The 25,513-nt window shown below is 44.4% G+C and carries 22 protein-coding genes and 1 pseudogene; 14 read left to right on the top strand and 9 right to left on the bottom strand.

All coding sequences use genetic code 11. The annotated features are described in order from the left end of the window. Nucleotides 1-9: 9 nt before the first annotated feature. The 5 genes from FQV26_RS03375 to FQV26_RS03390 form a co-directional block, all read right to left on the bottom strand. The gene (locus FQV26_RS03375) at nt 10-1,029 is read right to left on the bottom strand and encodes a Bug family tripartite tricarboxylate transporter substrate binding protein (protein ID WP_146555958.1); all 1,020 of its coding nucleotides are present in this window, start codon (nt 1,027-1,029) and stop codon (nt 10-12) included. A 136-nt stretch (nt 1,030-1,165) separates the two neighbouring features. Further along, entirely contained in the window at nt 1,166-1,843 is a 678-nt protein-coding gene (locus tag FQV26_RS03380; RefSeq protein WP_146555959.1) for a response regulator, read from the bottom strand. Beyond that, complete coding sequence (locus FQV26_RS03385; RefSeq protein ID WP_261384255.1) at nt 1,836-3,386, bottom strand: ATP-binding protein; 1,551 nt, start codon at nt 3,384-3,386, stop codon at nt 1,836-1,838. Before FQV26_RS03385 ends, FQV26_RS03380 begins: the two co-directional genes overlap by 8 nt. A 148-nt stretch (nt 3,387-3,534) precedes the next feature. After that, nucleotides 3,535-3,675, bottom strand: coding sequence for a hypothetical protein (locus tag FQV26_RS18675; RefSeq protein WP_186759607.1), 141 nt, complete (start codon nt 3,673-3,675; stop codon nt 3,535-3,537). Continuing rightward, nucleotides 3,668-4,537 (bottom strand): MerR family transcriptional regulator, encoded by an 870-nt coding sequence (locus FQV26_RS03390; RefSeq protein ID WP_146555961.1) that lies wholly within the window; start codon nt 4,535-4,537, stop codon nt 3,668-3,670. The genes FQV26_RS18675 and FQV26_RS03390 overlap by 8 nt, the downstream gene beginning before the upstream one ends. A gap of 288 nt (nt 4,538-4,825) precedes the next feature. On the opposite strand from FQV26_RS03390, the gene FQV26_RS03395 reads away from it, so the two are divergent. Together FQV26_RS03395 and FQV26_RS03400 are read left to right on the top strand one after the other, a co-directional pair. Next, nucleotides 4,826-6,307, top strand: coding sequence for an aldehyde dehydrogenase family protein (locus FQV26_RS03395; RefSeq protein WP_146555962.1), 1,482 nt, complete (start codon nt 4,826-4,828; stop codon nt 6,305-6,307). Nucleotides 6,308-6,328: 21 nt separating this feature from the next. Then, nucleotides 6,329-7,495 (top strand): saccharopine dehydrogenase family protein, encoded by a 1,167-nt coding sequence (locus tag FQV26_RS03400; RefSeq protein ID WP_146557754.1) that lies wholly within the window; start codon nt 6,329-6,331, stop codon nt 7,493-7,495. An 84-nt stretch (nt 7,496-7,579) separates the two neighbouring features. On the opposite strand, the gene FQV26_RS03405 is transcribed toward FQV26_RS03400, so the two are convergent. Continuing rightward, nucleotides 7,580-8,491: a diacylglycerol/lipid kinase family protein gene (locus tag FQV26_RS03405; protein WP_146555963.1), complete on the bottom strand. Its 912-nt coding sequence runs from the start codon at nt 8,489-8,491 to the stop codon at nt 7,580-7,582. 102 nt (nt 8,492-8,593) lie between these two features. On the opposite strand from FQV26_RS03405, the gene FQV26_RS03410 reads away from it, so the two are divergent. From FQV26_RS03410 to FQV26_RS03430, 5 genes are all read left to right on the top strand, one after another. Then, nucleotides 8,594-9,775, top strand: coding sequence for an alanyl-tRNA editing protein (locus FQV26_RS03410; RefSeq protein ID WP_146555964.1), 1,182 nt, complete (start codon nt 8,594-8,596; stop codon nt 9,773-9,775). 68 nt (nt 9,776-9,843) lie between these two features. Then, on the top strand, nt 9,844-12,003 hold the full coding sequence (locus FQV26_RS03415) for a beta-propeller domain-containing protein (RefSeq protein ID WP_146555965.1): 2,160 nt from the start codon (nt 9,844-9,846) through the stop codon (nt 12,001-12,003). A 105-nt stretch (nt 12,004-12,108) separates the two neighbouring features. After that, complete coding sequence (locus FQV26_RS03420; protein WP_146555966.1) at nt 12,109-13,248, top strand: zinc-dependent alcohol dehydrogenase; 1,140 nt, start codon at nt 12,109-12,111, stop codon at nt 13,246-13,248. 116 nt (nt 13,249-13,364) lie between these two features. After that, nucleotides 13,365-14,120: a threonine/serine exporter family protein gene (locus FQV26_RS03425; RefSeq protein ID WP_146555967.1), complete on the top strand. Its 756-nt coding sequence runs from the start codon at nt 13,365-13,367 to the stop codon at nt 14,118-14,120. Nucleotides 14,121-14,132: 12 nt separating this feature from the next. Next, nucleotides 14,133-14,600, top strand: coding sequence for a threonine/serine exporter family protein (locus FQV26_RS03430; RefSeq protein WP_146555968.1), 468 nt, complete (start codon nt 14,133-14,135; stop codon nt 14,598-14,600). 50 nt (nt 14,601-14,650) lie between these two features. Here FQV26_RS03430 and FQV26_RS03435 read toward each other — a convergent pair whose 3' ends face one another. Both FQV26_RS03435 and FQV26_RS03440 read right to left on the bottom strand, forming a co-directional pair. Then, nucleotides 14,651-14,881 (bottom strand): hypothetical protein, encoded by a 231-nt coding sequence (locus FQV26_RS03435; protein ID WP_146555969.1) that lies wholly within the window; start codon nt 14,879-14,881, stop codon nt 14,651-14,653. After that, on the bottom strand, nt 14,869-16,875 hold the full coding sequence (locus tag FQV26_RS03440; protein WP_146555970.1) for a sensor domain-containing protein: 2,007 nt from the start codon (nt 16,873-16,875) through the stop codon (nt 14,869-14,871). The genes FQV26_RS03435 and FQV26_RS03440 overlap by 13 nt, the downstream gene beginning before the upstream one ends. A gap of 166 nt (nt 16,876-17,041) precedes the next feature. Between FQV26_RS03440 and FQV26_RS03445 the strand changes: the two genes are divergently transcribed. The 6 genes from FQV26_RS03445 (at nt 17,042) to FQV26_RS03470 (ending at nt 24,649) form a co-directional block, all read left to right on the top strand. After that, on the top strand, nt 17,042-17,587 hold the full coding sequence (locus FQV26_RS03445; RefSeq protein WP_146555971.1) for a copper resistance CopC family protein: 546 nt from the start codon (nt 17,042-17,044) through the stop codon (nt 17,585-17,587). Further along, entirely contained in the window at nt 17,584-18,645 is a 1,062-nt protein-coding gene (locus FQV26_RS03450) for a copper resistance D family protein (protein ID WP_146555972.1), read from the top strand. The genes FQV26_RS03445 and FQV26_RS03450 overlap by 4 nt, the downstream gene beginning before the upstream one ends. 54 nt (nt 18,646-18,699) lie before the next feature. Further along, nucleotides 18,700-19,614, top strand: a complete 915-nt coding sequence (locus FQV26_RS03455; protein WP_146555973.1) for a DMT family transporter — start codon at nt 18,700-18,702, stop codon at nt 19,612-19,614. A gap of 206 nt (nt 19,615-19,820) precedes the next feature. Continuing rightward, nucleotides 19,821-21,548 (top strand): ABC transporter ATP-binding protein, encoded by a 1,728-nt coding sequence (locus tag FQV26_RS03460; RefSeq protein WP_146555974.1) that lies wholly within the window; start codon nt 19,821-19,823, stop codon nt 21,546-21,548. Further along, nucleotides 21,541-23,364: an ABC transporter ATP-binding protein gene (locus FQV26_RS03465; RefSeq protein WP_146555975.1), complete on the top strand. Its 1,824-nt coding sequence runs from the start codon at nt 21,541-21,543 to the stop codon at nt 23,362-23,364. Before FQV26_RS03460 ends, FQV26_RS03465 begins: the two co-directional genes overlap by 8 nt. 436 nt (nt 23,365-23,800) lie before the next feature. Then, entirely contained in the window at nt 23,801-24,649 is an 849-nt protein-coding gene (locus FQV26_RS03470) for a GNAT family N-acetyltransferase (protein WP_146555976.1), read from the top strand. Between the two features lie 165 nt (nt 24,650-24,814). Here the strand turns inward: FQV26_RS03470 and FQV26_RS03475 are convergent, their stop codons facing one another. Continuing rightward, nucleotides 24,815-25,333, bottom strand: a complete 519-nt coding sequence (locus tag FQV26_RS03475; RefSeq protein WP_146555977.1) for a YusW family protein — start codon at nt 25,331-25,333, stop codon at nt 24,815-24,817. Nucleotides 25,334-25,409: 76 nt separating this feature from the next. Between FQV26_RS03475 and FQV26_RS18960 the strand changes: the two are divergent. Beyond that, a pseudogene (locus tag FQV26_RS18960) lies at nt 25,410-25,508 on the top strand (tryptophan 2,3-dioxygenase); the annotation flags it as partial. Between the last annotated feature and the right edge of the window lie 5 nt (nt 25,509-25,513).

The following is a 25,513-nucleotide window of genomic DNA, read 5'->3' on the forward strand; positions in this document are numbered from 1 at the left end:
TTTTTCTAATTATTTTTGCATGTCAAGTGCTGTCAACAGTTCAACAATCAGTTGTTCCTGATTTTTCAAATATTCTTCAAAGTCTTCGCCGTTTTTATATTCACTTTGCCAACCATTCCGTTCAAGCTCTTGCTTCCATTCCTCACTGTTAGACAGTTCTTCCAGCTTTTCTGACCAGTAGTTGTAAGCAGTGTCTGACATGTTCTTAGGGCCAAAAATGCCCCGCCAGATAGTGAATTCAGTATCGATGCCTTCTTCTTTGAACGTCGGGATTTCGCTAAGCTCGCCTTCTAAGCGTTCAGGAGCGCTCACTGCCAATACGCGAACATCGCCGGATTTCATGTATTCCCCAATTGTAGAGGCATCTGTTGCAATGACATCCGCGTTGTCTCCAAGCAATGCAGCAACAGCTTCCCCTCCGCCGTCATAAGAAACGTACTTTACTGATTTTGGGTCGATGCCGTATTCAAATGCCGGTAAAATACCCACCAGGTGATCCATTGAACCGGGAGCAGAACCGCCGGCAAATGTGACGGCTGTAGGATCCGCTTTTACAGCATCAAGCACATCAGTCAAGGTCTGAAATTCAGAATCTGCACGAACAACAATCGCGCCGTAATCGCGTGTCAATTGTGCAAGTGGGGTGGTGTCTTTATAGCCAAATGGGCTGTTTCCTTCAGCTTTATTGTTGTTGATGAGAATTGGTGGAGACTTTACTAGGAGCATGTGGTCATTATCGACTTCTTTTGTTGCGTATTCCGCCATATAAACAGCTCCGCCACCGCCAGGTTTGTTTTCGACCATAATCGGTTCTTCGATCAATCCTGTATTATTCATCGTTTTTGCAATTGCCCGTGCCGTTAAATCCCATCCGCCTCCAGCTCCAGAAGGTGCTACGATGGTTAATCCGCGTTCAGGGTAATCCGCTGCGGCAGTTTCACCAGCTTGCGAACTTTCTTCAGAAGAACAAGCAGCAAGACCCATCGCTAAAATCCCGGCAAGAGAAACAGAAATCCATTTTTTAAACATACAATTCATCCCCTTTTATGATAGTAAAAAGACAGCGCTTTCAGCGCTGTCTTAAACTTATCAGAATAGGTGCTAAATCCAATGTTTATAGTCATAAGGTGGATAATGCACATAATGTTAATACTGTTCATAAAACTCATGGGCTTGGGAAGTAGCGTCTTTCAGGTCGGCCAATTGTGCCATACAGCAATTCTACGCGTGCCATTTGGTCTGCAGTCAGGTGTTCCAAGTAACGTCGGGCAGTTGACCGGCTCATTCCGCAAGCAATTCCCATTTCTTCAGCAGTAATGCCAGTCAATGAATCATTCAGTTTTTCTTTTATTTTAATCATCGTGCTTCGGTCAATCCCTTTTGGTGTATTCAGTTGATCTGTAACTGCTTCATGACTTTTATTCCACAATTGCTCAATGGACTGCTCATTCAAAGATCCTGATTTTTCAAGGTAAACTCTTTTTAATTGATAGGCGAGAAGGCTGCTTTTAAAACGGTCAAAAGTTAAGGGCTTCAACATGTAGTCAGAAACCCCCGCTCTGAAGGCTTTTTTGACAACAGCAGTTTCAGAAGCGGCGGTAATAAAAATGATGTCGGATTCAGGACTTTCAAGCTTGATATAAGGCAAAAGGTCAGTACCTTTCATATCTGGAAGAAAGACGTCCAGTAAAATCAGCTGCGGTTTTAACAGCTGAATCCAGTCTTTTGCTTCTGCTCCGTTATGGGCGGCCCCCACCACTTGAAAACCTTCGATTTTTTCGATAAATCGTTTATGAATATCCGCAACTCGTTTATCATCTTCAATAATCAAGATTTCAATCATAATCATTTCCTCCAGTCGCTATAGAAACAATAAACAAAGCTCCACCCAAATCGCCGTTTTCCATAGTTATTTCTCCTTGTAAATCGTGAACATTCTCTCGAACTTTTACTAAGCCATACCCGCGATCATCGCCGTTTTTGGTGGAAATACGCTCTTTAAAAACAGTGGAAAGGATTGCAGAATCTACTCCTTTTCCAGTATCTTCGACTTCAATCAAGATTTCATAGCCAGTATCAACAAATAGGAGCCTAACCAAACGTTCATGCTCTGGAAGGTGTTCAACTGCCTCAAAAGCATTCGTTACTAAGTTGCCGATAATGGATATAAATAAACTTTTTTCAAGGTAAGAAGGCAGTTTTTCTAAGTAACTCTCCTCATCAAGAAGAAACTTTACTTTTAATTCCCGTGCTCGGTTAAAAAGGCCGATGACGATGCCGCCAAGCAGTGGATCTTGCAGTCTAGTGGCAACGAATTGAACAAGTGACTGCTGTTCTTTCGTTTCAGTATGGATCAGTTCCATTGCTTCATCGAGTGAATTTAATTGAATCAGTCCGGAAATCGTGTAGAGGAAGTTATGATTTTCATGGGTCTGCGAACGTAGTAAATCTGCATATTGCCTGATTTGGGTCAGCTCGTTACGCAAGCCATCCAAGTCTGACTGCAGTCGGAAGCTGGAAACTGCCCCCGCAATTTCATTATTGATAACAATCGGAATGCGATTGACTATTGTTTTTTTGCCGCGGATTGTCATGGGGCGGTCGAATTGCTGTTCGCCTGTGACCATTACTTGGGGAAGCAATGTATTGGGCAGCACTTCATCGATAAGTTTGCCAACCAGGTTGTTGCCTTTAGGCAATGAAAATACTTCGTAGGCTGCCGCATTGGCCATAGTAATTTCACCGCTTTTGTTGACCATGATGATGCCTTCTCTTACCGATTCGATCAAGGTGTTTCTTTCTATAAACAAACTGGCTATTTCAGCAGGTTCTAAACCGAATAATGTTTTTTTAATATTTTTGGAAAGGATCATTGAAGCAATTCCGCCAATGACAATCGCAATTAACACGATTGCAATGATCGAGTCTGCATATTGCATGAAAATAAACGTCATATCTGTTTTCAAAAAGCCGACTGAAATAACGCCGATTGTATTATTTTGCTCATCCACAATTGGCGCTTTTCCTCGCAGCGCAGGACCCAGCGAACCGACAGCTTCCGAAATATAGGATTCACCTTTTAAAACCGCCCGTTCGTTATCATCGCCTACCATTTTCTGGCCGATGCGGTCTTCTATAGGGTGAGTATAGCGAATGCCTTCCGCATTGCCGATTACGACATATTCAGCTCCTGTTTGCAGTTGAATTTCATCAGCAATCGGCTGAAGTGCTGCGTGTGGATCCTCAGCAGCAAAGCCCTGCAGTATATCGGGACGATCGGCAGTAGTGACAGCAATATTTAAAGCGCGTTTTCCTACTTGTTCTTCAACGGCTTCTGAAATCGTAAAATAAAATGATAATCCAGCCGATATCATAATAAAAGCCACGAATAGAGCCCCGTAAAAAAAAATCCTTTGTTGCAAAGGCATGCAGTTATCACTCGTTTCCTGTTCATTGTCATAGTTGATGGGCTAATTATATAGTCAATAATATGATAACTCTATATTTTTTAGAAAAAGAAAAGCGCAAAAGATTTTACTTTTGCGCCAGCTCTTCTTGTTGTTCTTCGCACTCAAAGCAGACCAGTTCCCCGTCCACATAGACGCCATCGAGAAAACCATCACGGCAATAGATGTCTTTGCCGCAATTGCTGCAAGGTCCGATGAGTTCACGCATCTTGTAAGCCTTCAGCATAGACATACATCGCTTCTTTTAAATATTTAGCCAAACCTTGTCCATGCTGATCAATATTATTCGCGAAACGGCTGTCCGATGCGTACAAGTCGCCGAGACCGCGGAACATTTTCGGTGAACAGTCATAGAAGCGGTTCAAAAGCGTGTAGTAAGCCTTCATCTCCTCTTGGACAGCATCCGTCTGTGGAGGCAGATGCATCAAATTAGCGACCGTGTTATAGATGCGGTCCCCTTCACGGTTGATTTCATCAAGATCTTCTTCTTCTTTTTGAGCTTGGACCGGTTCGCTGTATGTTTCTACAAATTCTTCAGATAAAGCTGTTTCAACTGGAGCGACTGCAACGGCAACGGCAGAATCCCCCTTGTCGTAACTAGGCACTGCTTGATAGACTTCCATCGGTGGCTCAATCTGCTCCAAGACAGGACCATCCACGTCAGGCTTTTGATATTTCTTGATTAAGTCTTCCTGTTTTTGGCTGGAGAAAGCCGAAAAACGTTCTTTATCCGTCAGGCTCTCCAGTCCCTGTAATTCCTGCTGTGTCAGTTGGGCATTCTGAATTAAGTTTTCAATACGCTGTTTTTTCTGTTCAAGCAATTCGATATGCTGTGCAAGTGCATATTCCCGGTCAAAGCCATCGGCCACAAGCTCTTGAATTTTCTTGAGTGAAAAATCCAGCTCTTTCAAGAATAAAATCTGTTGGAGTAATTTTAAATCTTCCCCATTGTAGTAGCGGTAACGGTTAGTTCCGATATTTGACGGTTTCAATAACCCGATGCTGTCGTAGTGATGGAGTGTCCGTACACTGACGCCCGCTATTTTTGCTACTTCTTGTACTTTGTACAATCTAATCACCTCTATCTCTAAAATACACTATAACGCACCGTCAGTGTCAATAGTTTGAAGAAAAAGAAGTAAAAATGTATTATTTCTGTCTTAAAACGATGAATATCTACTAAAACTTTGCTTATAGGGGCTGTATCCGTGAACCGGCACTTGAATAAGTTGTAAACACATTTTTATTTGCCTTAAATAAAAACAGATATTTCAGATATCTCCTAGGATTTACTGGATATCTATGGAATAATAAGGATGAAAGCGCTATCAATATTGGTTGTGGAAGGGGTAGTTGCAATGAGATTAACTAATTTTGTTAATGGCAAATGGCAGCAGACAGAGCAGGCAGAATTTAGACCTGTCTTGAATCCAGCGAACGGAGAAGAATTGGCTCAAGTCCGTATGTCTACCGCACAAGATGTTGACCTAGCTGTAAAAGCAGCACAGGCAGCGCAAAAAAAATGGGCGAAAGTACCGGCACCCAAACGTGCGGATTATTTGTATGAAATCGGCCGGTTAATGAAAGCGCGCAAAGAGCAGCTCGCTCAAGTGTTGACGAAAGAAATGGGGAAGGTCATCGAAGAAGGCCGTGGTGAAGTCCAGGAAGGAATCGATATGGCTTATTATATGGCTGGTGAAGGAAGACGGTTATTTGGTGAAACGACACCGTCAGAACTGGCTGACAAATTTGCCATGAGCATACGATCGCCGATTGGCGTAGTTGGGCTAATTACTCCGTGGAACTTTCCTGTAGCGATTGCGACCTGGAAGTCCTTCCCGGCAATAGTGGCCGGCAATACCTTTATCTGGAAGCCGGCAACTGAAACGCCTATGATGGCTTATGAAATGGCAAAAATTTTCGAAGAGGTTGGGCTTCCTGAAGGTGTAGCAAATATTGTCTTCGGATCCGGTTCAGATGTCGGAACAGCGCTCATTGAACATGATGGAGTTCGTGTTATTTCCTTTACCGGTTCAACAGAGACCGGCCGCAAAGTAGCGGAAGCAGGAGGACGCAACCTGAAAAAGGTGTCATTAGAAATGGGTGGAAAAAATGCTGTCATCGTTATGGATGACGCAGATTTAGACCTGGCCGTAGAAGGGATATTGTGGAGTGCATTCGGCACCGCAGGTCAGCGCTGCACAGCATGCAGCCGGGTGATTGTCCAGAAAGATGTCAAAGAGGATTTGCAGAAGCGCCTATTGTCGAAGATGGAAAAGTTAACCATTGGGGACGGAATGGATGAGTCCATCAAAGTAGGGCCGGTCATCAACAAAAAAGCACTTGAAAAAATCCATTCTTATATCGAGATTGGCCAACAGGAAGGAGCCACTCTGCTGGTAGGCGGGGAAGTTCTGACAGGCGGCATCTATGATAAAGGGAACTATTACGCTCCGACATTGTTTACAGATGTGACGGCGGATATGCGTATTGCGCAGGAAGAAATATTTGGTCCTGTCGTATCAATAATCGAAGTAACAAGTTTTGAAGAAGCGATTGAAGTGAACAATGGAGTGATTTATGGCTTGTCCAGTTCAATTTATACCGGGGACGTCAATCGGGCATTTAAAGCACAACGTGATCTGGATACCGGAATCGTCTATATTAATGCCGGAACGACAGGAGCGGAAATCCATCTGCCCTTCGGTGGGACAAAAGGGACAGGCAATGGACATCGGGATTCCGGTGTCGCGGCATTGGACGTTTTTACCGAGTGGAAAAGTGTCTATGTCGATTACAGCGGAAAATTGCAGCGTGCACAGATCGATAATGAAGTTTGATGAGGAAAGGGGATGAAGGAAATGAAAGTCGTCGTATTAGGAGCCGGATTGATGGGCAAGCAGGCGGCTCGTGACCTGGTTGCCGACGAAGCGGTGGAACGTGTATTTTTAGCAGACCGCAATATTGTTCAGGCAGAGTTTTTCAGCAAACAGCTGAACAGCAGCAAGCTGGAAATAGTGAAATTGGATGCCAGCGATGACGAGGCCCTGGCGGCTGCTATTTCAAAAGGTGATGTCGTGATCAATGCGCTGTTTTATACCTTCAATGAAAAAGTCGCTGCTACTGCGCTTAAATACGGCGTTCATTCCGTTGATTTGGGAGGGCATATCGGAGGAGCGACGAACGCAGTGTTAAATCTGCATGAGAAAGCCCAGCAAAAGGGCATTACACTGATTCCAGACTTGGGCGTCGCTCCCGGAATGATCAATATTCTAGCGGGCTATGGAGCGAGTAAACTGGACCAAGTATCGGATATCCGTCTTTTCGTCGGCGGAATTCCCGTGCATCCGGAACCTCCGCTCGAATACAATCATGTCTTTTCGCTTGAAGGAGTCTTTGATCATTACACAGACAAATCACTTGTCATCCGTGGGGGAGAATTACTGGAGGTTGAATCCCTATCCGAAATTGAACATATTGAATTTGAAGGGTTTGGGGAGTTGGAAGCTTTCCATACTTCAGGAGGCACATCAACCTTGACCGACACCTTCAGCGACGTCAATTCATTGGAGTATAAGACATTGCGCTATAAAGGCCATGCTGAGAAGTTCAAGCTTCTGGTTGATCTGGGTTTTACGGACCGGGAGAAAACTGTGGAAGTGGAAGGCTATAAAGTAAAGCTGCGCTCCGTCTTAAAAGCTGTACTCGAACCGATAACAGAACTTGGAGACAAGCAGGATGCCGTAGTTTTGCGGGTGCTGGTATCAGGTGTGAAAGAAAACGAAGAAATCAGCTATGAGTATAATATGGTGACGGTCAAAGATGCTGAAACGGGGGTTACCGCAATGGCCCGTGCAACCGCTTATACCATTTCAGTTGTGGCACAGATGATCGGCAAGGGCATAATTGATAGACGAGGTGCCTATCCTCCGGAAATGATTGTTCCAGGAGATGAATATATAGCAGAGATGGCAAAGCGCGGTGTTGGCATTAAAGAAACTGTCCATCGCTCGGCGTTTCAAAATTAGCTGATTTTAAACGCCTATTAAAGACGGACTTTTCATTAGAAAGAAAAAAAGGGTGGTTCCAACAGGACCATCCTTTTTTGTGGTTCAAATCAATTCTTCCGTTTTTTTAGGTACGAGCATTTTTAGGCTGCCTGGCTGAATTTCGATGTCTAAAGGCGTTTTCAAATAAATTTCCCCATCGGTATCGACATCCAGCTCTTCTTCAGTACGTATTGAAATGGATTGGCCTTGGTAATGTGCTATGTGTTCGAGTTCTTCTGTCACAACTTCAGGTTGGGCCAGGGAAAACCATTCACGCAAAGCCGCCAAAGAAGAAGTTTGGATGACAAAAAGGTCCAGAAGGCCGTCTGCGGGATCAATTGTGGCCATTGGAAAGTTGTGTGTGCCAATTGACTTGCCGTTCATCACAAGCACCAGCACGCCTTCCTCAGCATAGGTGATTCCATCAATCTTTAAATGAACCGAAAACGGCGTTGCCTGCCGCATCGATTGCAGAGCGCTCATAAAATAACTAATTTTACCGTAACGCTCTTTTAAATGAGGATCGATATTAGATGAAGCATCAGTGATCAAACCGATTCCTGCAAAGTTGAGGAAAGACCCGCCATTGATTTTGCCTATATCAATTTTGTTTATTTCCCCATTGACCAATTCTGAAGCCGCTAAATTCAAATCCAATGGAATATTCAGGGTGCGGGCAAAATCATTGCAGGTGCCACTCGGAATGATAGCCATTGGAGGTGGTGCAGGAAGACTGGATAATGCCCGGACAGCAGAATGGACAGTTCCATCGCCTCCGGCAATAAACAAAATATCTGCGTGGGTTGCAGCAGTCTGACAAGCATTTTCGAATTCTTCGGGAGATTCGGTCTGAATCAGCTCGAGCGATTTGGATGCCCCAGCCAAGTGAGGAACGGCCAATCTCAGCACGGAGTCTATCGTAGACGCTCCTGCATTGCCGTTATACAATAATACGGAACGATTGAACTTAGGCATTAGTGTGCCCTCCTGTAATCTATTTGCTTATATAATTCCACTAAGACAGATTCCCTAAACAAGTGAGCCAGAAAAAACAATTATAGAAAATGAGGTGGCGATATGACAGTGCAATTATACTATAGAGATTCAGAAATTGCCGAAGCAGGCGTACAGGTAATCGACAATGGGAAAGATGAAACCGGCTATTATGCCATTTTAGATCAAACCTGCTTTTATCCAGAAGGCGGAGGACAGCCAGCCGATATCGGAGAAATCGGCTCCGCCCAAGTAGTGGATGTTCAGAAGGTTAGAGGTGAAATCAGGCATTATACAGATATTAAGTTGCCGAAAGAAAATTTCTCCGCCAAAGTAGATTGGCAGAGAAGATGGGATCATATGCAGCAGCATGCAGGACAGCATCTATTGAGTGCTTTGTTTGAAGATATATATGGCTTGAAGACACAAAGTTTTCATTTGGGCAAAGAACGGGTGTCCATCGATCTGGATTTAGATACGGCTACTAAGGAACAGCTTAAGGACATTGAAAAAAAGGCCAATCAGCTTATCCGTCAGGGTATAAAGATTTCCACGCAGTGGGTCACTTCAGCGGAAGCAAAAGAACTGAAGCTGAGAAAGCCGCCAGCAGTGGAAGAAAATATTCGCTTGGTTGAAATAGAGGGCGTCGATATGAACGCCTGTGGAGGAACACATCCGAAAAATACGGGAGATATCGGCCTGTTGAAAATCATTTCTACAGAAAAAGCCAAAGGCGGAATGCGGGTTTATTTTTTGTGCGGCAACCGTGCTCTTCAGTATTTTGACTTTCTTATGAAGACCACTGATAAATTGGTCGCTCAACTGAATGCACCGGCTGCTGAATTGCCGGAAGCGGCAAAAGCCTTGCTGTCTGACAAAGCGGCAGCTGATAAAACGATAAAAAATCTTCAGGATCAGCTGTTGAATTTGGAAGCAGAAGCAATGCTGCCAGATAAAGATATTTTAGAAAAAGTCTTTGAAGGGCGTCCGGTCAAAGAGCTGCAGCAGCTTGCCCGCCTCGTGATCGGCAAGCACCCTTCGGCAACAGTTTTGTTCATTAGCAATTCGGAGAGCGAGGTTCGCTTTGTCTGTGCGAAAGGGGAGCAAGCACCCGGAGATATGAAAGAAGTACTGCAGCAGCTTTTGGCATTGACCAAAGGCAAGGGCGGGGGGAATGCACAATTTGCCCAAGGAGGCGGAAGTACAATTGAATCACCGGAAATCTTCAAAGCAGTTTTTCGAGCCGCTTTGAAAAATTTCAGTTGAAATGTGTAACTTTTCCAGTACTTCACTGTCTAATGGGGAAAGGACTATCTGAAAGGGCGTGAAGCGTCATGAAGAAGAAAAAGTTCTGGATCATTGCGGCTATTGCGGCTGCAGCGATTGGTCTGGTGTTTGTTTTTTTCGATGACAAAGTGTCGGTAAGCGCTACCCCTGTCGCATTAGCAGAACAGGGATGGAAAGCCAATTTCTCTTCATCGCTCCAGCAAGAAGCCATCGATAAGGGAGATATATACATTACAGATGCCCAAGGAGAACGTGTTGAGGTTGAAATGTTCATTCACAAAAATGGTAAGACACTCGAAGTCCCGGCGATACCTCCGGGTGAATATCAATTGCATGTTAAAAGAGCAGCATTGAAAAACAATTTCGTAAAAAGTTTTGTGAATCCGGAAATTTCGTTTGTTGTTCAGGAACAATTGGAGAATCTGGCTAATGAAGAAGAGCTGCGTAGTTATTTTGCGCAATTATTGGAAATGCAGCAGAATAATCAACGGTACGGCGGGGTTGTTGCAGAAAATGGGGAGGAAACAGCAGAATCCGCTGACTCTGCAGCTGGTGGAGAGTCAGGAACGGATGGCAGCCACTCAACTACGAACAACCAAGTAGAAGGTGTGGATGAAGCCGATTTGGTGAAAACGGATGGTTCTTATATCTATTCCATCAGTGAGTCGCGTGTTGTGATTTCGGATGTGCGAAATCCACAGGAAATGGTCGTCGCAGCGGAGCTGCCTTTCACAGAAGAGACGTATCCACAGCAACTGTTCTTATCGGGAGAGACGCTTGTCGTCATGGGCAGTCGTATTTCTGCCATGCCGATTGAGAATTTTCAACTGCCGAACAGCCAACGGCCGCATTTGGGCATAACTTCTGTTTACTTATACGATGTCAGTGATCCGGCATCTCCTGAGCTGATCCGTGAATTTGGAGCGGAAGGAAATTTAAACAGCGCAAGGCTGACCAACAATATCCTTTACTTTGTCACGAATGTTTATCCGGATTATTGGATTTTGGAAAAGCAGGACGAGCCTGAACTGCGTCCGCATCAGTATGATTCAAATGATGGCGGTGATCTTCAGCCACTGCCGTATGACAGCATCGCAGTGTTGCCGGGTACTATGGAAGGCAGTTACAGCGTCATCACGTCTGTTGATTTAACGGTGCCTGAAACCAATGAAATTTCGACAAAAGGATTTTTAGGAGGCAGTGAGCAGCTTTACATGAATGAAGATTATCTTTATTTGACTGCCCCTGCATACGTTCCTTTAGATGATGATGAAATGCGCAGCGGAAGCGAAACGGCAATTTGGATTCCCGAACAGGCCAACACTGAGATTTTCAAATTTGGTTTGAACGGTACAGTTGTTGAATTCCTGGCTTCCACTGAAATAACGGGCTCTTTGCTCAACCAGTTTTCAATGGATGAGTACAATGGTTATTTCCGGGCGGTGACGACAGAAGGAATTACATGGGATTTAAATTCACCGTCGAAAAATCATCTGTTTATTCTCGATGGGCAAATGAAGCAAGTAGGATCAGTGGAAGATCTGGCTCCTGGAGAGCGTATTTATTCGGCACGCTTTATGAAAGACAAGGCTTATATGGTGACATTTAAAGAAACGGATCCGCTTTTCGTCATCGATGTTTCGGCACCTTCTTCTCCGCAAGTGCTCGGAGAACTGAAAATCCCAGGTTTTTCAAATTATTTGCACCCATTAGATGACAATCATTTGATCGGCTTTGGCTATGACACCAAGCTGGTGCCTGTAAAGAATGGAGAGCCTCGTGTAGTCACAGGCGGCATGAAGATTTCTTTGTTTGATGTCAGTGACTTTACTGCTCCGGTGGAAAAAGACACCGAGATTATAGGCGGACCAGGAACCTATTCTGCACTTCAATATGATCACAAAGCTTTGTTTACGCATCAGGAAAGAAATCTGTTTGGATTTCCAGCTGCGTTATATGAAGAAACCACGGGTGAGTATGTGGAATTTAAAGGCGAAGGCGCGCTGATTTATACCATTACACCAGACGGGATTTCACAAGCTGCCAGCCTGGTTAAAGAATCAGACGAGCAGTATGAGAATTGGAACACCGCCACTCAGCGAATTCTCTATATTGGTGAAGAGCTGTACACGGTAGCAAACGGTGAAATCAAAAGCTATGGATTGGAAACGTTCGAGCCAATCAGCAGTTTACTATTCAATAAATAGCAGGAAGAGGTCAGTTTTCATTTGCCTCTTCTTTTTTAATGTTTTTAATTAGCAGAAAAAGGGAAGTTGAGAAGTATTCTAAAAACTACAACTGGAGGGATAAAGATGAAAGCAGTAACGTTTCAAGGAACAAAAGATATGCAGGTGAAAAATGTCAAAGATCCTGAAATCCAGAAAAAAGAAGATATCATTGTGAAAATAACTTCAACCGCTATCTGTGGTACAGATTTGCATATTTATCAAGGTGCATTGCCAACTACTAAAGACACGGTCATTGGCCATGAGCCAATGGGCATCGTTGAAGAAGTAGGGCCGGATGTCACTAAAGTGAAAAAAGGAGATCGCATTGTACTTCCTTTTAATGTAAGCTGTGGCCATTGTTTTTATTGCAGCAACGAATTGGAGAGCCAATGCGATAATTCAAATGGCAATCCTCACTTTGACACTGGCGGATATTTTGGTTTGACGGAACGTTATGGCGACTATTCAGGAGGACAAGCCGAGTATTTGCGCGTACCTTACGGCAACTTTATGCCTCTTGTTATTCCTGAATCCTCTGAATTGGAAGATGAATCGTTGCTATTCCTATCAGATGTCCTCCCGACTGCATGGTGGAGTGTAGAAAATGCCGGAGTCAAAAAAGGCGATACGGTTGTTGTTCTTGGATGTGGTCCTATTGGACTCATGACACAAAAGTTTGCCTGGATGCAAGGGGCCAGCCGTGTTATTGCGGTGGATGAAATCCCGTACCGGATGGAACTTGCAAAAAAAATGAACAACGTAGAAATTGTTGATTTCAGCAAACACGACAATACAGGTGCTTTAATTCATGAGATCACACAAGGTGGAGCAAATGTCGTGATTGATTGTGTTGGTATGGATGGCAAAAAGTCGCCGGCAGAAGCTGTTCAGCAAAAACTGATGCTGCAAGGCGGCACGCTCAGTGCAATTGATATTGCCAAAGATGCGGTCAGCAAATTCGGAACGATTCAATTGACAGGAGTTTATGGATTGACTTATAATCAGTTCCCACTCGGAAATATGTTCGAGCGTAATGTTACATTGAAGATGGGGCAGGCTCCGGTCATCCACTTGATGCCGATGCTGTACAAGAAAATTGAAAATGGTGAATTTGATCCGCGTGAAATCATTTCACACATTGTGCCATTGGAAAGTGCAAGCGACGCTTACCAAATCTTTAATGATCATCAGGACAATTGTACGAAAGTCGTATTGAAACCATAATTGCGAATGTGTTTAAAGTAAGGTATGTTAAACGTCCCGACTTGTCGGGACGTTTAATTTTTTGTCTATGTGAGTTATGATAAATAGAGAAATTGACTGCGAGAGGGGAGAAACAATTGACACAACTAGGAGAGACCAGGCGTGAACTCGCGTTGGATTGTTTTTTGCTGGCTGGCAGAATCATGATGGAGAGCGGAGCGGAAACCTATCGTGTCGAAGATACTATGATCCGAATGGCTGTTTCGCAAAATATGGTGAACTCCCATTGTTTTGTAACACCGACAGGAATCATGTTTTCCCCAAGCGAAGAACTCGCTACGCGATTTGTCCGTGTCAATAACCGAGGCACCGACCTGGAGCGGGTAGCTTTAATCAACTCCGTTTCACGAAAATTGGTGGCTGGTGAATATACCTTGCAGCAGGCTTACGATGAAATGCTGATTATTGATCAAACCAATTATCGATTTAATACATGGCTGCAGATTTTGGCGGCTTCAGTAGCAAGCGGCTGTTTTCTGATTTTGTTGGGAGGCAGTTGGATTGATCTGCCTTATGCATTCATATTCGGAGGAACCGGTTATATTATTGTGGAAACCATACTTGAAGAAACACGGGTAAAGATTTTTGCTGAATTCATTGGTGCTTTTATTATCGCGATATTGGCTTCTCTTGCGGTCTATGCTGGACTGGCGAAAAATTTGGATACACTGATTATTGGCTCTATCATGCCGCTGGTTCCGGGATTGCTGATCACCAATGCGGTACGGGATTTAATGGCAGGATATTTCGTATCCGGGTTGTCCAAAGGGGCAGAGGCTTTTTTAACAGCATTTGCAATTGGAGCCGGAGTGGCGGTCGTACTATCATTTTAAGGAGGAGATCAGATGAACTGGCCATTGGAAGCATTTCTTAGCTTTTTGGCTGCAGGTGCATTCGGCGTCATTTTCAATACCCCGCGCAGAACTTTGCTCAGCTGTGGCTTGGTCGGAATGAGCGGCTGGCTCATTTACCGTACATTCTTCCTGGCTTTCGATGATTCAGTTCAGGCTTCTTTTGCAGGGGCATTCGCTGTTTCGATCGTTGCGCATTTGCTGGCTAAGAAATTTCGGATGCCGATGATTATTTTCAGTATTGCTGGAATCATTCCACTGGTTCCGGGAAGCAAAGCATACAATGCCATGCGGAATATCGTTGAAAATAACTACCTGGAAGCTATTGCCTATGCATCCGAGGCATTGATGATCTCCGGAGCTGTTGCAATGGGGCTGGTTTTTGCGGAAGTGCTGATGCAGCTGTTCTTTAAGCGCCAGGCAAAAAGAATACAAAGAAAAATGGGCCTGACACAAGAGTGATTCTTGTGCGGACCCATTTTTATTTTTGTGAATTTATAGGTATAGGCGCTTCAGCTCTTCGGGTCATAAGCCAACCCGGCTGTGTGGCAAAGGACGCCACTTCGCCGGTCTGTCTTATGCCCGTCAGAGCTACACGGACGCTTGCGCTTTTCTTTGTGTCCAGCTCCAGCAGCCAGTCCCTCGAGTCGCTTCAGCCCTCCCAGCAATGGCTGAAGAGCGCCATTACCGGAAAGGCTTCCAGCGCTTGTCAAGACTAAACGACTGCTAATTAACCCAGCCATTTTTCGAGGTCTGCAGCTGTCATTGGGTGTCCGATGAGGTAGCCTTGCAGGCTGTCGCAGCCCATGGCGCGCAACAGTTCAAATTGCTCGTTTGTCTCGACGCCTTCCGCGGTTACTTGGAAATCAAGTGATTTGCCGAATTGAATCATACCATTGATTAATTTTTGTATTTTTTCTTGTTTCGTGATGGATTGTATGATCATTTGGTCTATTTTTAATGAAGATATTGGCAGCAAAAGCATATAGCGGAACGAAGCATAGCCAGTTCCGAAGTCATCTAATGCGAAGCTTATGCCTTCTTGATGAAGGGACTTCATCTGTGCCATGATTGAACGTTCAGCCTCGGCTTCAAGAGCAAACTTTTCGGTGATTTCGATCATTAGTGAACCCGCATCGCAATTATTGATTTTCAGTTGCTCAAGAAGCATCTTCGCCATGTCTTTATCTCTAAACTCACGGATGGATGAGTTGATGCTGATCTGCAAATCGATGTCTTTTGATTTCCAGTCTTTTAACTGCCGACAAGCTGTTTCAATGACAAAGCTGCCGATTTCATTAATCAAGCCATTCTCTTCAGCAATTGGTATCAATTCATCAGGTGTGACCACTCCGATTTCTGAATCGGTCCAACGCACTAAAGCTTCTACACGTTCGACTTTACCGTTGTTCAAGTTGACTTGAGGCTGATACAAAAGCTGTAGATTCTTACGGTCCAATGCATAAATCAGGCGTTTTTCGATAAGCGCTTTGCGGTTCAACCGTTCATGATCATCGGATGTCAGTGCAGCAATGGCGCTGCCTCCACGATCTTTCACTTTTTTAATTGTTGCATAGGAAGCTTTGATCAGATGCATGAAACTTTGCTGATCTTCAGGGTATCTGGTGATGGCTCCACTTACGGTTAGTGGCACCGCCGTACCATTCAAGTAAATTGGATGCTGCTGCAAGTAATGGAGAAATCCTTCGATAAACCAATTGCTTAATGGTGTCACTAAGGCAAATTCATGTAAGCCGGCGCGCGTAATGATGGAATCTGAAAAGTACATCCGCAGTCGCTTCGTAAATTCTATAAGCAACTCGTTTTCGGTATCGGTATTCGATACGTCACGCAAAGTATAAAAACGGTCAATGTCCAAGAATATGAAGGAGAAATGCCGATCTTCCTCTATGTATTCATTGACCATCTGTTCAAGTCGATGGCGGTTTGCTAATCCTGTTATAGGATCGATGAATGCGATTTCCTCAAGATGCTGCTGCGCTTTCTTGTTTTCTGTTATGTCTTTTTCCAGGAAGATATAATAAGTATCTTCACTGGAAAGCTGCATCGGAATCGCAGTCAGATCAACCCAGTAAATCTCACCATCTTTTTTCACTTTTTTCGCTTCGCCGTTCCAGACCTCTCCTTGCCTCAATGTCGCTAAGATGGAGTCGACAAATTGGACACCTTCTTCACCGTCTTCGAACATGTGCCAGACGGGCTTTCCTAAAATCCGTTTAGGTGTCCACTTGCTCAATTTTAAGAATAAAGGATTCGCATAAGTAATCAAAAATTCCTGGTCAAAATATAGCATCATGAACGAATCGTCCAAACCACTTCGTAAATGGTTCAATTCTTTAGGGGCTGATCCTTCTTCATCCGCTTCATTCAGTTCATAAATAGTCATAACGAACTGTTCGTTGTTGAAAGTGTAGGATTTGGCCACTACTGTCGTATATGCTTTTATTCCATCGCTCAATTCGATTTCCACATCTTCAAATCTAACCGGTTCCTCAGTATGTAATAGTTTCTCCCATGAATGCTTGCTTAATGCTGCTTTTTCGGGATTCATATAAGGAGAAAGCTGTCCTTTAACCGCTTCGGATTCTATTTGAAAAACGCGTTCAGCATGCTGGTTGCACCAAGCAATCGAACCGTCTTTATCGATAATGATGATGGGAAAAGGGATATGGTTAAAAACGAGGGTGTCGGCTAGTTTTCCTTGCAATTCACTCATTCTTTGACGCTCCTTAACCGTAGTTTAGTTTCATTATAGAGAAGAAAAGCTCTATCGTCATCCTTTTCAAAATAATCTCTGCAGGAAATTCACGGATTTTTCACTATCCTTTCCCAGTTAATCGTGAGAGAATAGGCATAAATCATATGAAAATAGAGGTAAGACAATGTATAAGAAATTTTTTGTATTATTATTCCTGATTTTAATTATACCTTTTTCGGTTCAAGCACATACAACTTTGTTGTCTTCTACTCCTGCTGAAGGAGAAAATGTGACAGAACCTTTAAAAGAAGTGGCACTGCTTTTTGGAACGAAAATTGAAGAAGGCAGCACGATGACCATTGAAGGAGAAAACGGTTCTTTTGAATTCGATACGATTGCCATTGAAGGAGACTCAATGGTTGGCACATTTACTGAGTCTTTAACAAATGGATCTTACCATATTCTTTGGAATATCATCGGAGAAGATGGACACCCGATTGAAGGAGTAATCGCATTCGGTGTCTCCATTGAAACTGAAGAAGAAGCAGCGGCAGTACCGGCTGCAACTGAAAAAGCTGAAGAGCCGGAAGAACAAGTCATTGTGTCTTCAGAAGAAGCGGCAGAAGCCCAAACTGGAAACGATAATAATTTGCTTGTGACGGTGCTTTTAGTTTTTGCTGCTGTATTGATCGTCTATGGAATCTATAGATTGCTCATGAAGAAAAAATGACTTTTTTCACAGCCATTGCTGATGTCTTGCTGTATATCGCCTTTTCTTATCTTGCAGGTTATGTCGTGCTGCAATTTGTGCCGGAAAACCGCAAACCTCCGGTCGCTGCATCAAATGTTCTGCTGCTGCTTAGTACCGTGGGAATCGTTTTCTTATCGTTCGTGCCTGTTTATGAATTGGTGGTCTTTCTCCAGAGCAGCCAAGGCTGGGGAGATGCATTGGTAAATGCCATCACCGGGTTTCGTATAGGACAAGGGTGGCTGATCACATTGCTGCTCAGCATCATCTTGGCAATCGCCATCTATTTTGGCGGCAGCCGGTATATTCAAGGGTTGTATTTGTTTCTGCTAATATTGACAGTCGGTTTCTACAGCCATATTTCAACGCTTGATTTGTGGACTGGGTTTGCTCTTCATTCTATCCATATCCTATTCCTGTCGATGTGGACTGGAGTCCTGTTGCATGTAGCTTGGTTTGCAAAAGATGGGGCAAATTGGCGCCGATTTTTAGCGTGGTTTACGCCGTTTGCATTTTTCAGTGTAGCAGCGGTTATTGCCAGTGGAATTATTATTATGTTCTACTTCGTAGCTCCATCCGATTACGCAAATTCCTGGGCTTTGCCTTATGGCCAGTTGCTGTTGCTGAAGCACATTAGTATCATCCCCGTGCTGCTGGCAGCGCTGATCAATGGCTTTCTTAACAAACAGCAGGTATTTCAGCAAGCTTGGCTAAAAGTCGAAACTAGCCTGCTGCTCATCGTCTTTGTTTTTACAGCATTTATGAGCAAGCAGGCACCGCCTCATGATGTCAATGATACGCTGCGGATTGAAGGCGGGGGATGGTTAGTTGAAAAGTTGGTGGGTCCGTTATACATTCCACTTACTGCAGGGCTGGAATGGACGCTAAACGGCTCACTTTTGATGGGTGTGAGCTTGCTCTTATTGGCGATGATGCTTTTAAGCTTTTTCCGTCAGTTGAATGCCTGGCTATCTCTGCTCTTCAGTATCGGGTTTATCATCTGTTTTTATGCAGGGTTAATGCTGAATATTTCATTTTAATTAATGGCCAGCCAATCTTTCGGGATTGGCTTTTCTGTGGAAAGGAGTGGGCGAATGGAGCGTTTAAAAGGAATTTCCATGATATTGATCGGAGCGATGCTATGGGGAGCCACAGGTCCTTTGATGGAATGGGCAATGGAGATTTATGGTATTTCAGTACCGTTTTTTTTAACGATTAGATTGACGGTGGCGGGCCTTTTATTGCTCCTTTTCCTAAAGATGAAAAAAGTCCGAATCACTGCTATCTTTCGCACCAAATATTGGATCAGGCCTTTACTAATTTTCTCTATATTGGGAATGCTTGGTGTCCAATACAGTTTTGTCGCAGCTATTGAAGCAAGCAATGCAGTAGTGGCCACTTTGATGCAGTTTCTGGCTCCTGTATACATTATTCTCTTCGTTTCCATAACCCATAAAAAAATGCCCCCAAGCTATCAGGTTGTCGGAATGGCGGGAACTTTAGCTGGATTGTTTCTGCTGCTGACTAACGGCAGACCCGATCAGCTGATCATCAGTGGTGAAGCGTTTATCTGGGGAATACTGGTGGGACTTGCTTTTACTTTCTACACACTTTATCCAGCCCGGCTGATGCAGGAATGGGGGGTGCTGGTTGTGGTAGGCTGGTCAATGCTTTTCGGCGGCATTTTCTTGGGGCTGATAAACCCGATTTTCCTTTCAGATGAATGGCCAATTTTAGCTGAACCGCCTGTTATTGGAGTCATACTCACCATTATTGTTATTGGTACTGTCGCTTTTGTGCTGTTTCTCAGCAGCATGCGTTATATTACTGCCGTTGAAACCAGCATCCTTTCTTCACTCGAACCTTTAACAGCAATGGTTATTTCTATGTTTTGGTTCGGCCAGGTGCTGTCACCTATTCAGTTATTTGGAGCACTTGCCATGCTGGTATTTGTCACTTGGCTGTCGCTGGCGGGCAGTCCTAAAAAGAAGGCGGGGCAGACTGAGTAGTTCCGGATTTTTGTTTATTCGGATCCCCAAAGCAGCTGGTGAAAGCCAATTTTTTAAACTTGTATCTATAAAGTTTTTCAAGCGATGCCGCTGGAAGAGGCATCGTTTTTTTGGTTTAAAATAGAAATTCCTATTCGATATCTGAAAATTATGGCATACTATTCTATACAAAGGTTCGAGCTTCGAAACGTTTAGGAGGCACTTTCATGAAAACAGTATTTTCCTATGCAAAACCATATAAATTTTACATCGTTATTGCCTTGATTTTGATGCTTCTTGAATTGACAGTTGAATTGATGCAGCCACTGGTTATTGCGAGTATTATCGACAAAGGAATTGTCGCCAGAGATCAAGACGTCATCATCCAGCTGGGGATTGTGCTCATGGCCTTATCGGTCATCGCCTTTATTTCAGGCATTGTCAATTCGTATTTCGCTTCACACGCCTCGCAAAGCTTTTCTTTCGATCTTCGCCAAGCCGTTTATGGACGGATCCAGTCATTTTCGCTGGCAATGTTCAATAAATTCCCGGCTTCTGGCTTGATCACACGATTGACCAGTGATGTAACTTTGGTTCAACAGGTTCTCTACATGGGATTGCGGATTATGCTGCGTGCGCCTTTGCTTGTAGTGGGAAGCATGGTCATGGCGTTTGTAGTCAATCCGAAACTGGCCTTCTATTTAGTGATCGTTTTTCCGTTTTTGCTCATTTTTCTGTATATTATGGTCAAAAAAGGTGTCAGCTATTTTGGGTTTGTCCAAAAACGGTTGGATCGTGTCAACCGCATTGTTCAGGAGAATCTGCAGGCAGTACGTCTTATTAAAGCCTATCTGCGTGGGAAATATGAAACCAATCGCTTTTCTGAAGTGGCAGGGTCTTTAAAAGTTGATACGGTAAAAGCATTCAGGATTATGGAAATTATTTTGCCGGTTTTATTATTCGGCATGAATATTTCTTTATTGGCGGTTTTGTGGTTCGGAGCATTCGAAATCCAGAGCGGTGGAGCACAGATTGGGGAATTAGTGGCCATTGTCAATTACGCTATGCGAATGACAGGTGCTTTCACAATGTTCTCTTTCATCATCATGATTTTTGCGCGAGCAAAAGCTTCTTCGGAACGGCTTGAAGAAGTACTGTTGGCAGAAGATGTCCGTGAAAAAGAGGATGTCGGTGAAAGCGGACTGCTCCAACGCGGGGAAGTGTTGTTTGACAATGTATCCTTCGCGTATCCCGAGACTTCGCAGCCGGTCCTGCAAAACGTTTCCTTCCATTTAAAAGCTAATGAAAAGCTGGCAATCATGGGTGCAACAGGCTCCGGGAAATCTTCTTTGCTGCAGCTGATTCCACGTTTTTATGATGCAACCGAAGGAACTGTATCGGTGCATGGCCGAAATATTAAAGATTGGTCTCTACGTGAACTGCGGAAAACAATTGGGATTGTGCCTCAGCAGTCGCTTCTTTTTACAGGAACAATTTCCAATAATCTGTCCTGGGGAAAAGATGAGGTCATGCAGAAGGAATTGGCTGATGCAGCTATTAAAGCTCAAATACATGAAACGGTTGAACGTTTTCCAAAAGGCTATTATACCCGCGTGGGCCAAAAAGGGGTTAATTTGTCAGGCGGACAAAAACAGCGGTTGTCGATCGCACGTGCATTGGTGCGCGAGCCATCGGTTTTGATTTTGGATGACAGCACCAGTGCGCTGGATGTCAAAACGGAAGCTGCATTATGGGAAGAATTGGACCGGGAAGAAACGACAATGCTTGTGGTCACGCAAAAGATCCGGACGGCGATGAAAGCTGATCGAATTCTGCTGCTGGAAGACGGCAGCGTATCCGGCTACGGCACACATGAAGAACTCTTGAAAGAATCCGAATTGTATCGCCAAATCGCGATGTCTCAGCAGGAAGAGGAGGTTGATGAATATGTTTGATGCCATTCGCCGCCCTTTTGGCCATGAGCCGATTCTTACGAAGGAAGATTTGAAAAAACAGAAAGACAAGAAAAACGAGCGCGCAGAAAATTGGAAATCGACGCTGCTGCAGATCTGGAAGCTGGTGGACGAACAGCGAATTCTGTTGATTGTGGTGCTGGCACTCGTATTCGTCAGCTCCGCTTTGGCTTTGCTTGGACCTTATTTGATCGGCTTTATCATCGATGAATACATTGTTCCGCAAAGCTTTGAGGGCATGAGCCTTGTGGTAATGTGGTTGATTTTAGTATATATCGGACACTCGGTCTCTTTGTATCTGCAGAATTTCTGGATGGTAGGTATTGCGCAGCAAGTGATTTACCGTATGCGGACACGGCTTTTTTCTCATCTTCAGCGGTTGCCTGTCACTTTTTTTGATAAACGGCAGCATGGTGAATTGATGAGCCGCATGACAAATGATATTGAAAACGTCTCTTCTACATTGAATACGTCTTTTATTCAAGTGTTCTCGAGTATATTGACGTTGACCGGTACAGCCATAGTCATGCTGACGCTCAGTCCATTATTGACCTTATTGACGTTAATCATCATTCCGCTCATGTACATCTCCATTCAATGGATCACCAAACGTACAGGACGGCTGTACAAAGAGCAGCAAAAAGCAATCGGAGAACTGAACGGCATGATTGAAGAAACAATTTCGGGACAAAAAATCGTTAAGGCCTTTTCACAAGAACCCCGTGTCATGGAGGAGTTTCGAGAAAAGAGCGAGCGGCTGCGGCGCGCAGGATTCTGGGCCTGGACCTATGCCGGATTCATTCCAAAAGTCATGAACTTCCTGAATAACGGGAGCTTTGCGATCGTCGCAGGTGTTGGTGGGATTCTGGCTCTCAACGGCTCCGTATCGATTGGCGTCATTGTTATTTTTACCGAGTATTCGCGTCAATTCACACGTCCGTTGAATGATTTGGCCAACCAGTTCAACACGGTATTATCTGCAATAGCTGGAGCTGAGCGTGTCTTCTCGATTATGGACGAGACAGAAGAAAAAGACGACCTGGTCTTCAACTTGGAAAAGGAACTGGAAGGCGAAGTGGTCTTCGACCGTGTTTCCTTTAAATATGAAGGGGCGGAAGAAGACTGGACCATACGCGACGTCAGCTTTACCGTTGGGATTGGCCAAACGGCAGCGCTTGTCGGAGCAACCGGCGCTGGTAAGACGACAGTCATGCAATTATTGGCGCGTTTCTATGATGCCAATGAAGGCGAAATTCGGCTGGACGGCACACCGATTGCTGCGATGCCGCGCGAAACCTTGCGCAAACAAATTGCATTCGTGCTGCAAGATCCGTTCCTGTTCGAAGCGACAGTCACCGAGAATATCCGATACGGTAAATTGAATGCAACAGATGAAGAAGTGGTGGAGGCAGCAAAAGGCGCCAACGCACACGACTTTATCGAAAAGCTGCCCAATGGCTATGACACTGTATTGACCGGAGACGGTTTAATGATCAGTCAAGGGCAGAAACAACTGCTGTCGATTGCCCGTGCATTGATTGCTGATCCGGTCATTTTGCTGCTGGACGAAGCGACGAGCAGTATCGATACTGTCACTGAATTAAGAATTCAAGAAGCATTGGAGCGGCTCATGGCGGGCAGGACCAGTTTTGTCATCGCCCACCGGTTGAATACGGTACGAAAAGCCGATTTGGTGCTGGTCATGGAGATGGGAGAATTGGTGGAATTCGGTACACAAGAGCAGTTATTAAATAGCGACGGTATTTATGCTAATATGCTGGCAGATGCAAAATTATAAAAAAAGGCCTGTTCCGGTAAAACGGGAGCGGGCCTTTTGCTCTTTTGGCCGCTTCCGCTTTTCTTATTGTCTAAACTTCAGCGGCTAGCTCTTTAGGTCATAAGTCAACCCAGCTGTGCGGCAAAGAGCGCCGCTTCACTGGTCTGCCTTATGCCCGTCAGAGCTGGACAGCCGCTTCCGCTTTTCTTATTGTCCAGAATTCAGTGCCCAGCTCTTTGGGTCATAAGCTCCACCGACTTTGCGGCAAAGAGCGCCGCTGTGCCGGTGTTTCTTATGCCCGTCAGAGCTAAATGGGCACTTTCGCTTTTCTTTGTTCACGAGCCTCAATTTTCAGCTGCTGTATGATAGGATAAAAAGATAAAGGACGATCATGCAATGGGAAGTTTTCTTTTCCATTGGCCGTTAAATTAAGAAAATGTTTATGGGAGGTTGCAAGATGGATTTATCATTATCAATCGTTTCATTTCCGGTAGATGATCAAACCGCCATTGAAATGGCGAAATTGTTGGAGGAATTGCCGCCTGCCCATAAAATGGTCCTTCATCCTTCTTTATGGAGAGCAACTGATGCGAGGGGATTTGCTGTAGTTGCCTATACGGACGAAGAGGAATTGATCGGCTTTGCGGCAGCGGCGGATATAGTAGGGCTGCATCATTATGAATGGTCACTATTTGTCCACCCGGATTACCGGCGACTTTCGCTTGGGACGGCACTTGCAGATGGTATTTCTTATGCGTTGGTTCAGCGCCAATCGGAAAGCGAATTGGCGGCTTTTGTAGACGAGGCGGATATTTCTGCATTTATGGAAAGCGTCGGTTTCCATCCGGATTTCAAGGAAATCCTTCTTTCTGCACAGCCATTGCCAGACAGTGAATTGCCTGAAGGGATGACTATTACTCCTTATGCCAAACAAGCTGAAGCGCTGACCGAGCTGCTGACTGCAGCATTCAACGACACGATTGTGCCGATTCTGCAGCACAACATGGTGGACCCGGAAAGGGAGATTTGGCTGCTTTATAAAGAGCAGCAGTTGGTTGCTACTGCCACGCTGGTGGTTGAAGAGCAGGCATTGTGGGTGACAGCATTTGCTGTCGATCCCCGCTGGCAGGGCAAGGGCTATGGCAAACTGTTTTTGAAATGGTGCCGGACGATGGCTTTCGAGCGTGGATTGGAAGAAGTCCTGCTGGATGTAGAAACGGACAATGAGGCATTGCATGTCTATGAGAATTCAGGATTCCGCAGGATACAGACCGTCTCCTATTGGAAACGTACTATAGCTCAATAAAAGAAAAAGACCAGTGCTCAAAGAAAAAATACTAAGTGGCGATAAAAAATCCCCACTTAGTATGAGTTGATCCAATCGGAATTCTTAATTACTTATCCATTAGAAAGCATAAAGTCTTGTTTGGCTATGGCGATAGCCAACTATTGATTTTGTATAAAGCAAAATTTAGTTGCCGGATTGTTTGTATTCTTTGTCTGTACCGTCAGGGTATCTGACTTCAACTTCAATCTCAGTAAAGCCAGATTCAATGCCAAATGCTTCGACAATTTGTGTAATGGCTTCGTCATCGGGGGTGTCTGGCGTCAACTCCAATTGGCTAAGTCCTGGTTCGATTTCATCCATTGCATAATTTCCTGATAATTCTGTTTCATTCATCTGGTTCTTATACTCAGCTTCGACTTTGTCGCGATCTTCTTCGTAGCTGATTTCAATCATGTCATCCATATCAGGGAAGTCGACATTCACATCGAGTTCAGTAAAACCGAATGTTTCCCCACCGATATCATTTTGGTCTAAACCGCCTTCAGTAGAAGCATCTTCTGTGCCGCCACCCGGCTCGGCAGGCTCCGTCTGGTTTTCGTTATTCACAGGTTCAGTTACCTGTTCATCATTGCCACAGGCAGCAAGCAGTAAGGCGGAAGAAAAAAGCAGAGGCATTATTGTGTTTTTTTTATTGAAGATCATCTGATTTCACCCTTTCAGATAGCTTATACTTATAGTATGAACATTCCCGTTTTTTCTGGATTTAATCAATCTTTCTAGAAAGGGAACCGGAGGATCATCAGGAGTCAATTATTTGAAGAAAGTACTAGATCAATACTTCTTCCCTGAACTTTGGGAAATACGGACAGATATTTAGGAGGG

This window comes from Planococcus sp. CPCC 101016 (genome assembly GCF_007859295.1).
Taxonomy (GTDB): domain Bacteria; phylum Bacillota; class Bacilli; order Bacillales_A; family Planococcaceae; genus Planococcus.

Bases quoted from the DNA above. Each gene is read 5' to 3' on its own strand.
- FQV26_RS03375 (WP_146555958.1), bottom strand. From the start codon at position 1,029: ATGTTTAAAAAATGGATTTCTGTTTCTCTTGCCGGGATTTTAGCGATG.
- FQV26_RS03380 (WP_146555959.1), bottom strand. From the start codon at position 1,843: ATGATTGAAATCTTGATTATTGAAGATGATAAACGAGTTGCGGATATT.
- FQV26_RS18675 (WP_186759607.1), bottom strand. From the start codon at position 3,675: ATGCGTGAACTCATCGGACCTTGCAGCAATTGCGGCAAAGACATCTAT.
- FQV26_RS03395 (WP_146555962.1), top strand. From the start codon at position 4,826: ATGAGATTAACTAATTTTGTTAATGGCAAATGGCAGCAGACAGAGCAG.
- FQV26_RS03400 (WP_146557754.1), top strand. From the start codon at position 6,329: ATGAAAGTCGTCGTATTAGGAGCCGGATTGATGGGCAAGCAGGCGGCT.
- FQV26_RS03405 (WP_146555963.1), bottom strand. From the start codon at position 8,491: ATGCCTAAGTTCAATCGTTCCGTATTATTGTATAACGGCAATGCAGGA.
- FQV26_RS03410 (WP_146555964.1), top strand. From the start codon at position 8,594: ATGACAGTGCAATTATACTATAGAGATTCAGAAATTGCCGAAGCAGGC.
- FQV26_RS03415 (WP_146555965.1), top strand. From the start codon at position 9,844: ATGAAGAAGAAAAAGTTCTGGATCATTGCGGCTATTGCGGCTGCAGCG.
- FQV26_RS03420 (WP_146555966.1), top strand. From the start codon at position 12,109: ATGAAAGCAGTAACGTTTCAAGGAACAAAAGATATGCAGGTGAAAAAT.
- FQV26_RS03430 (WP_146555968.1), top strand. From the start codon at position 14,133: ATGAACTGGCCATTGGAAGCATTTCTTAGCTTTTTGGCTGCAGGTGCA.
- FQV26_RS03435 (WP_146555969.1), bottom strand. From the start codon at position 14,881: ATGGCTGGGTTAATTAGCAGTCGTTTAGTCTTGACAAGCGCTGGAAGC.
- FQV26_RS03440 (WP_146555970.1), bottom strand. From the start codon at position 16,875: ATGAGTGAATTGCAAGGAAAACTAGCCGACACCCTCGTTTTTAACCAT.
- FQV26_RS03445 (WP_146555971.1), top strand. From the start codon at position 17,042: ATGTATAAGAAATTTTTTGTATTATTATTCCTGATTTTAATTATACCT.
- FQV26_RS03450 (WP_146555972.1), top strand. From the start codon at position 17,584: ATGACTTTTTTCACAGCCATTGCTGATGTCTTGCTGTATATCGCCTTT.
- FQV26_RS03455 (WP_146555973.1), top strand. From the start codon at position 18,700: ATGGAGCGTTTAAAAGGAATTTCCATGATATTGATCGGAGCGATGCTA.
- FQV26_RS03460 (WP_146555974.1), top strand. From the start codon at position 19,821: ATGAAAACAGTATTTTCCTATGCAAAACCATATAAATTTTACATCGTT.
- FQV26_RS03465 (WP_146555975.1), top strand. From the start codon at position 21,541: ATGTTTGATGCCATTCGCCGCCCTTTTGGCCATGAGCCGATTCTTACG.
- FQV26_RS03470 (WP_146555976.1), top strand. From the start codon at position 23,801: ATGGATTTATCATTATCAATCGTTTCATTTCCGGTAGATGATCAAACC.
- FQV26_RS03475 (WP_146555977.1), bottom strand. From the start codon at position 25,333: ATGATCTTCAATAAAAAAAACACAATAATGCCTCTGCTTTTTTCTTCC.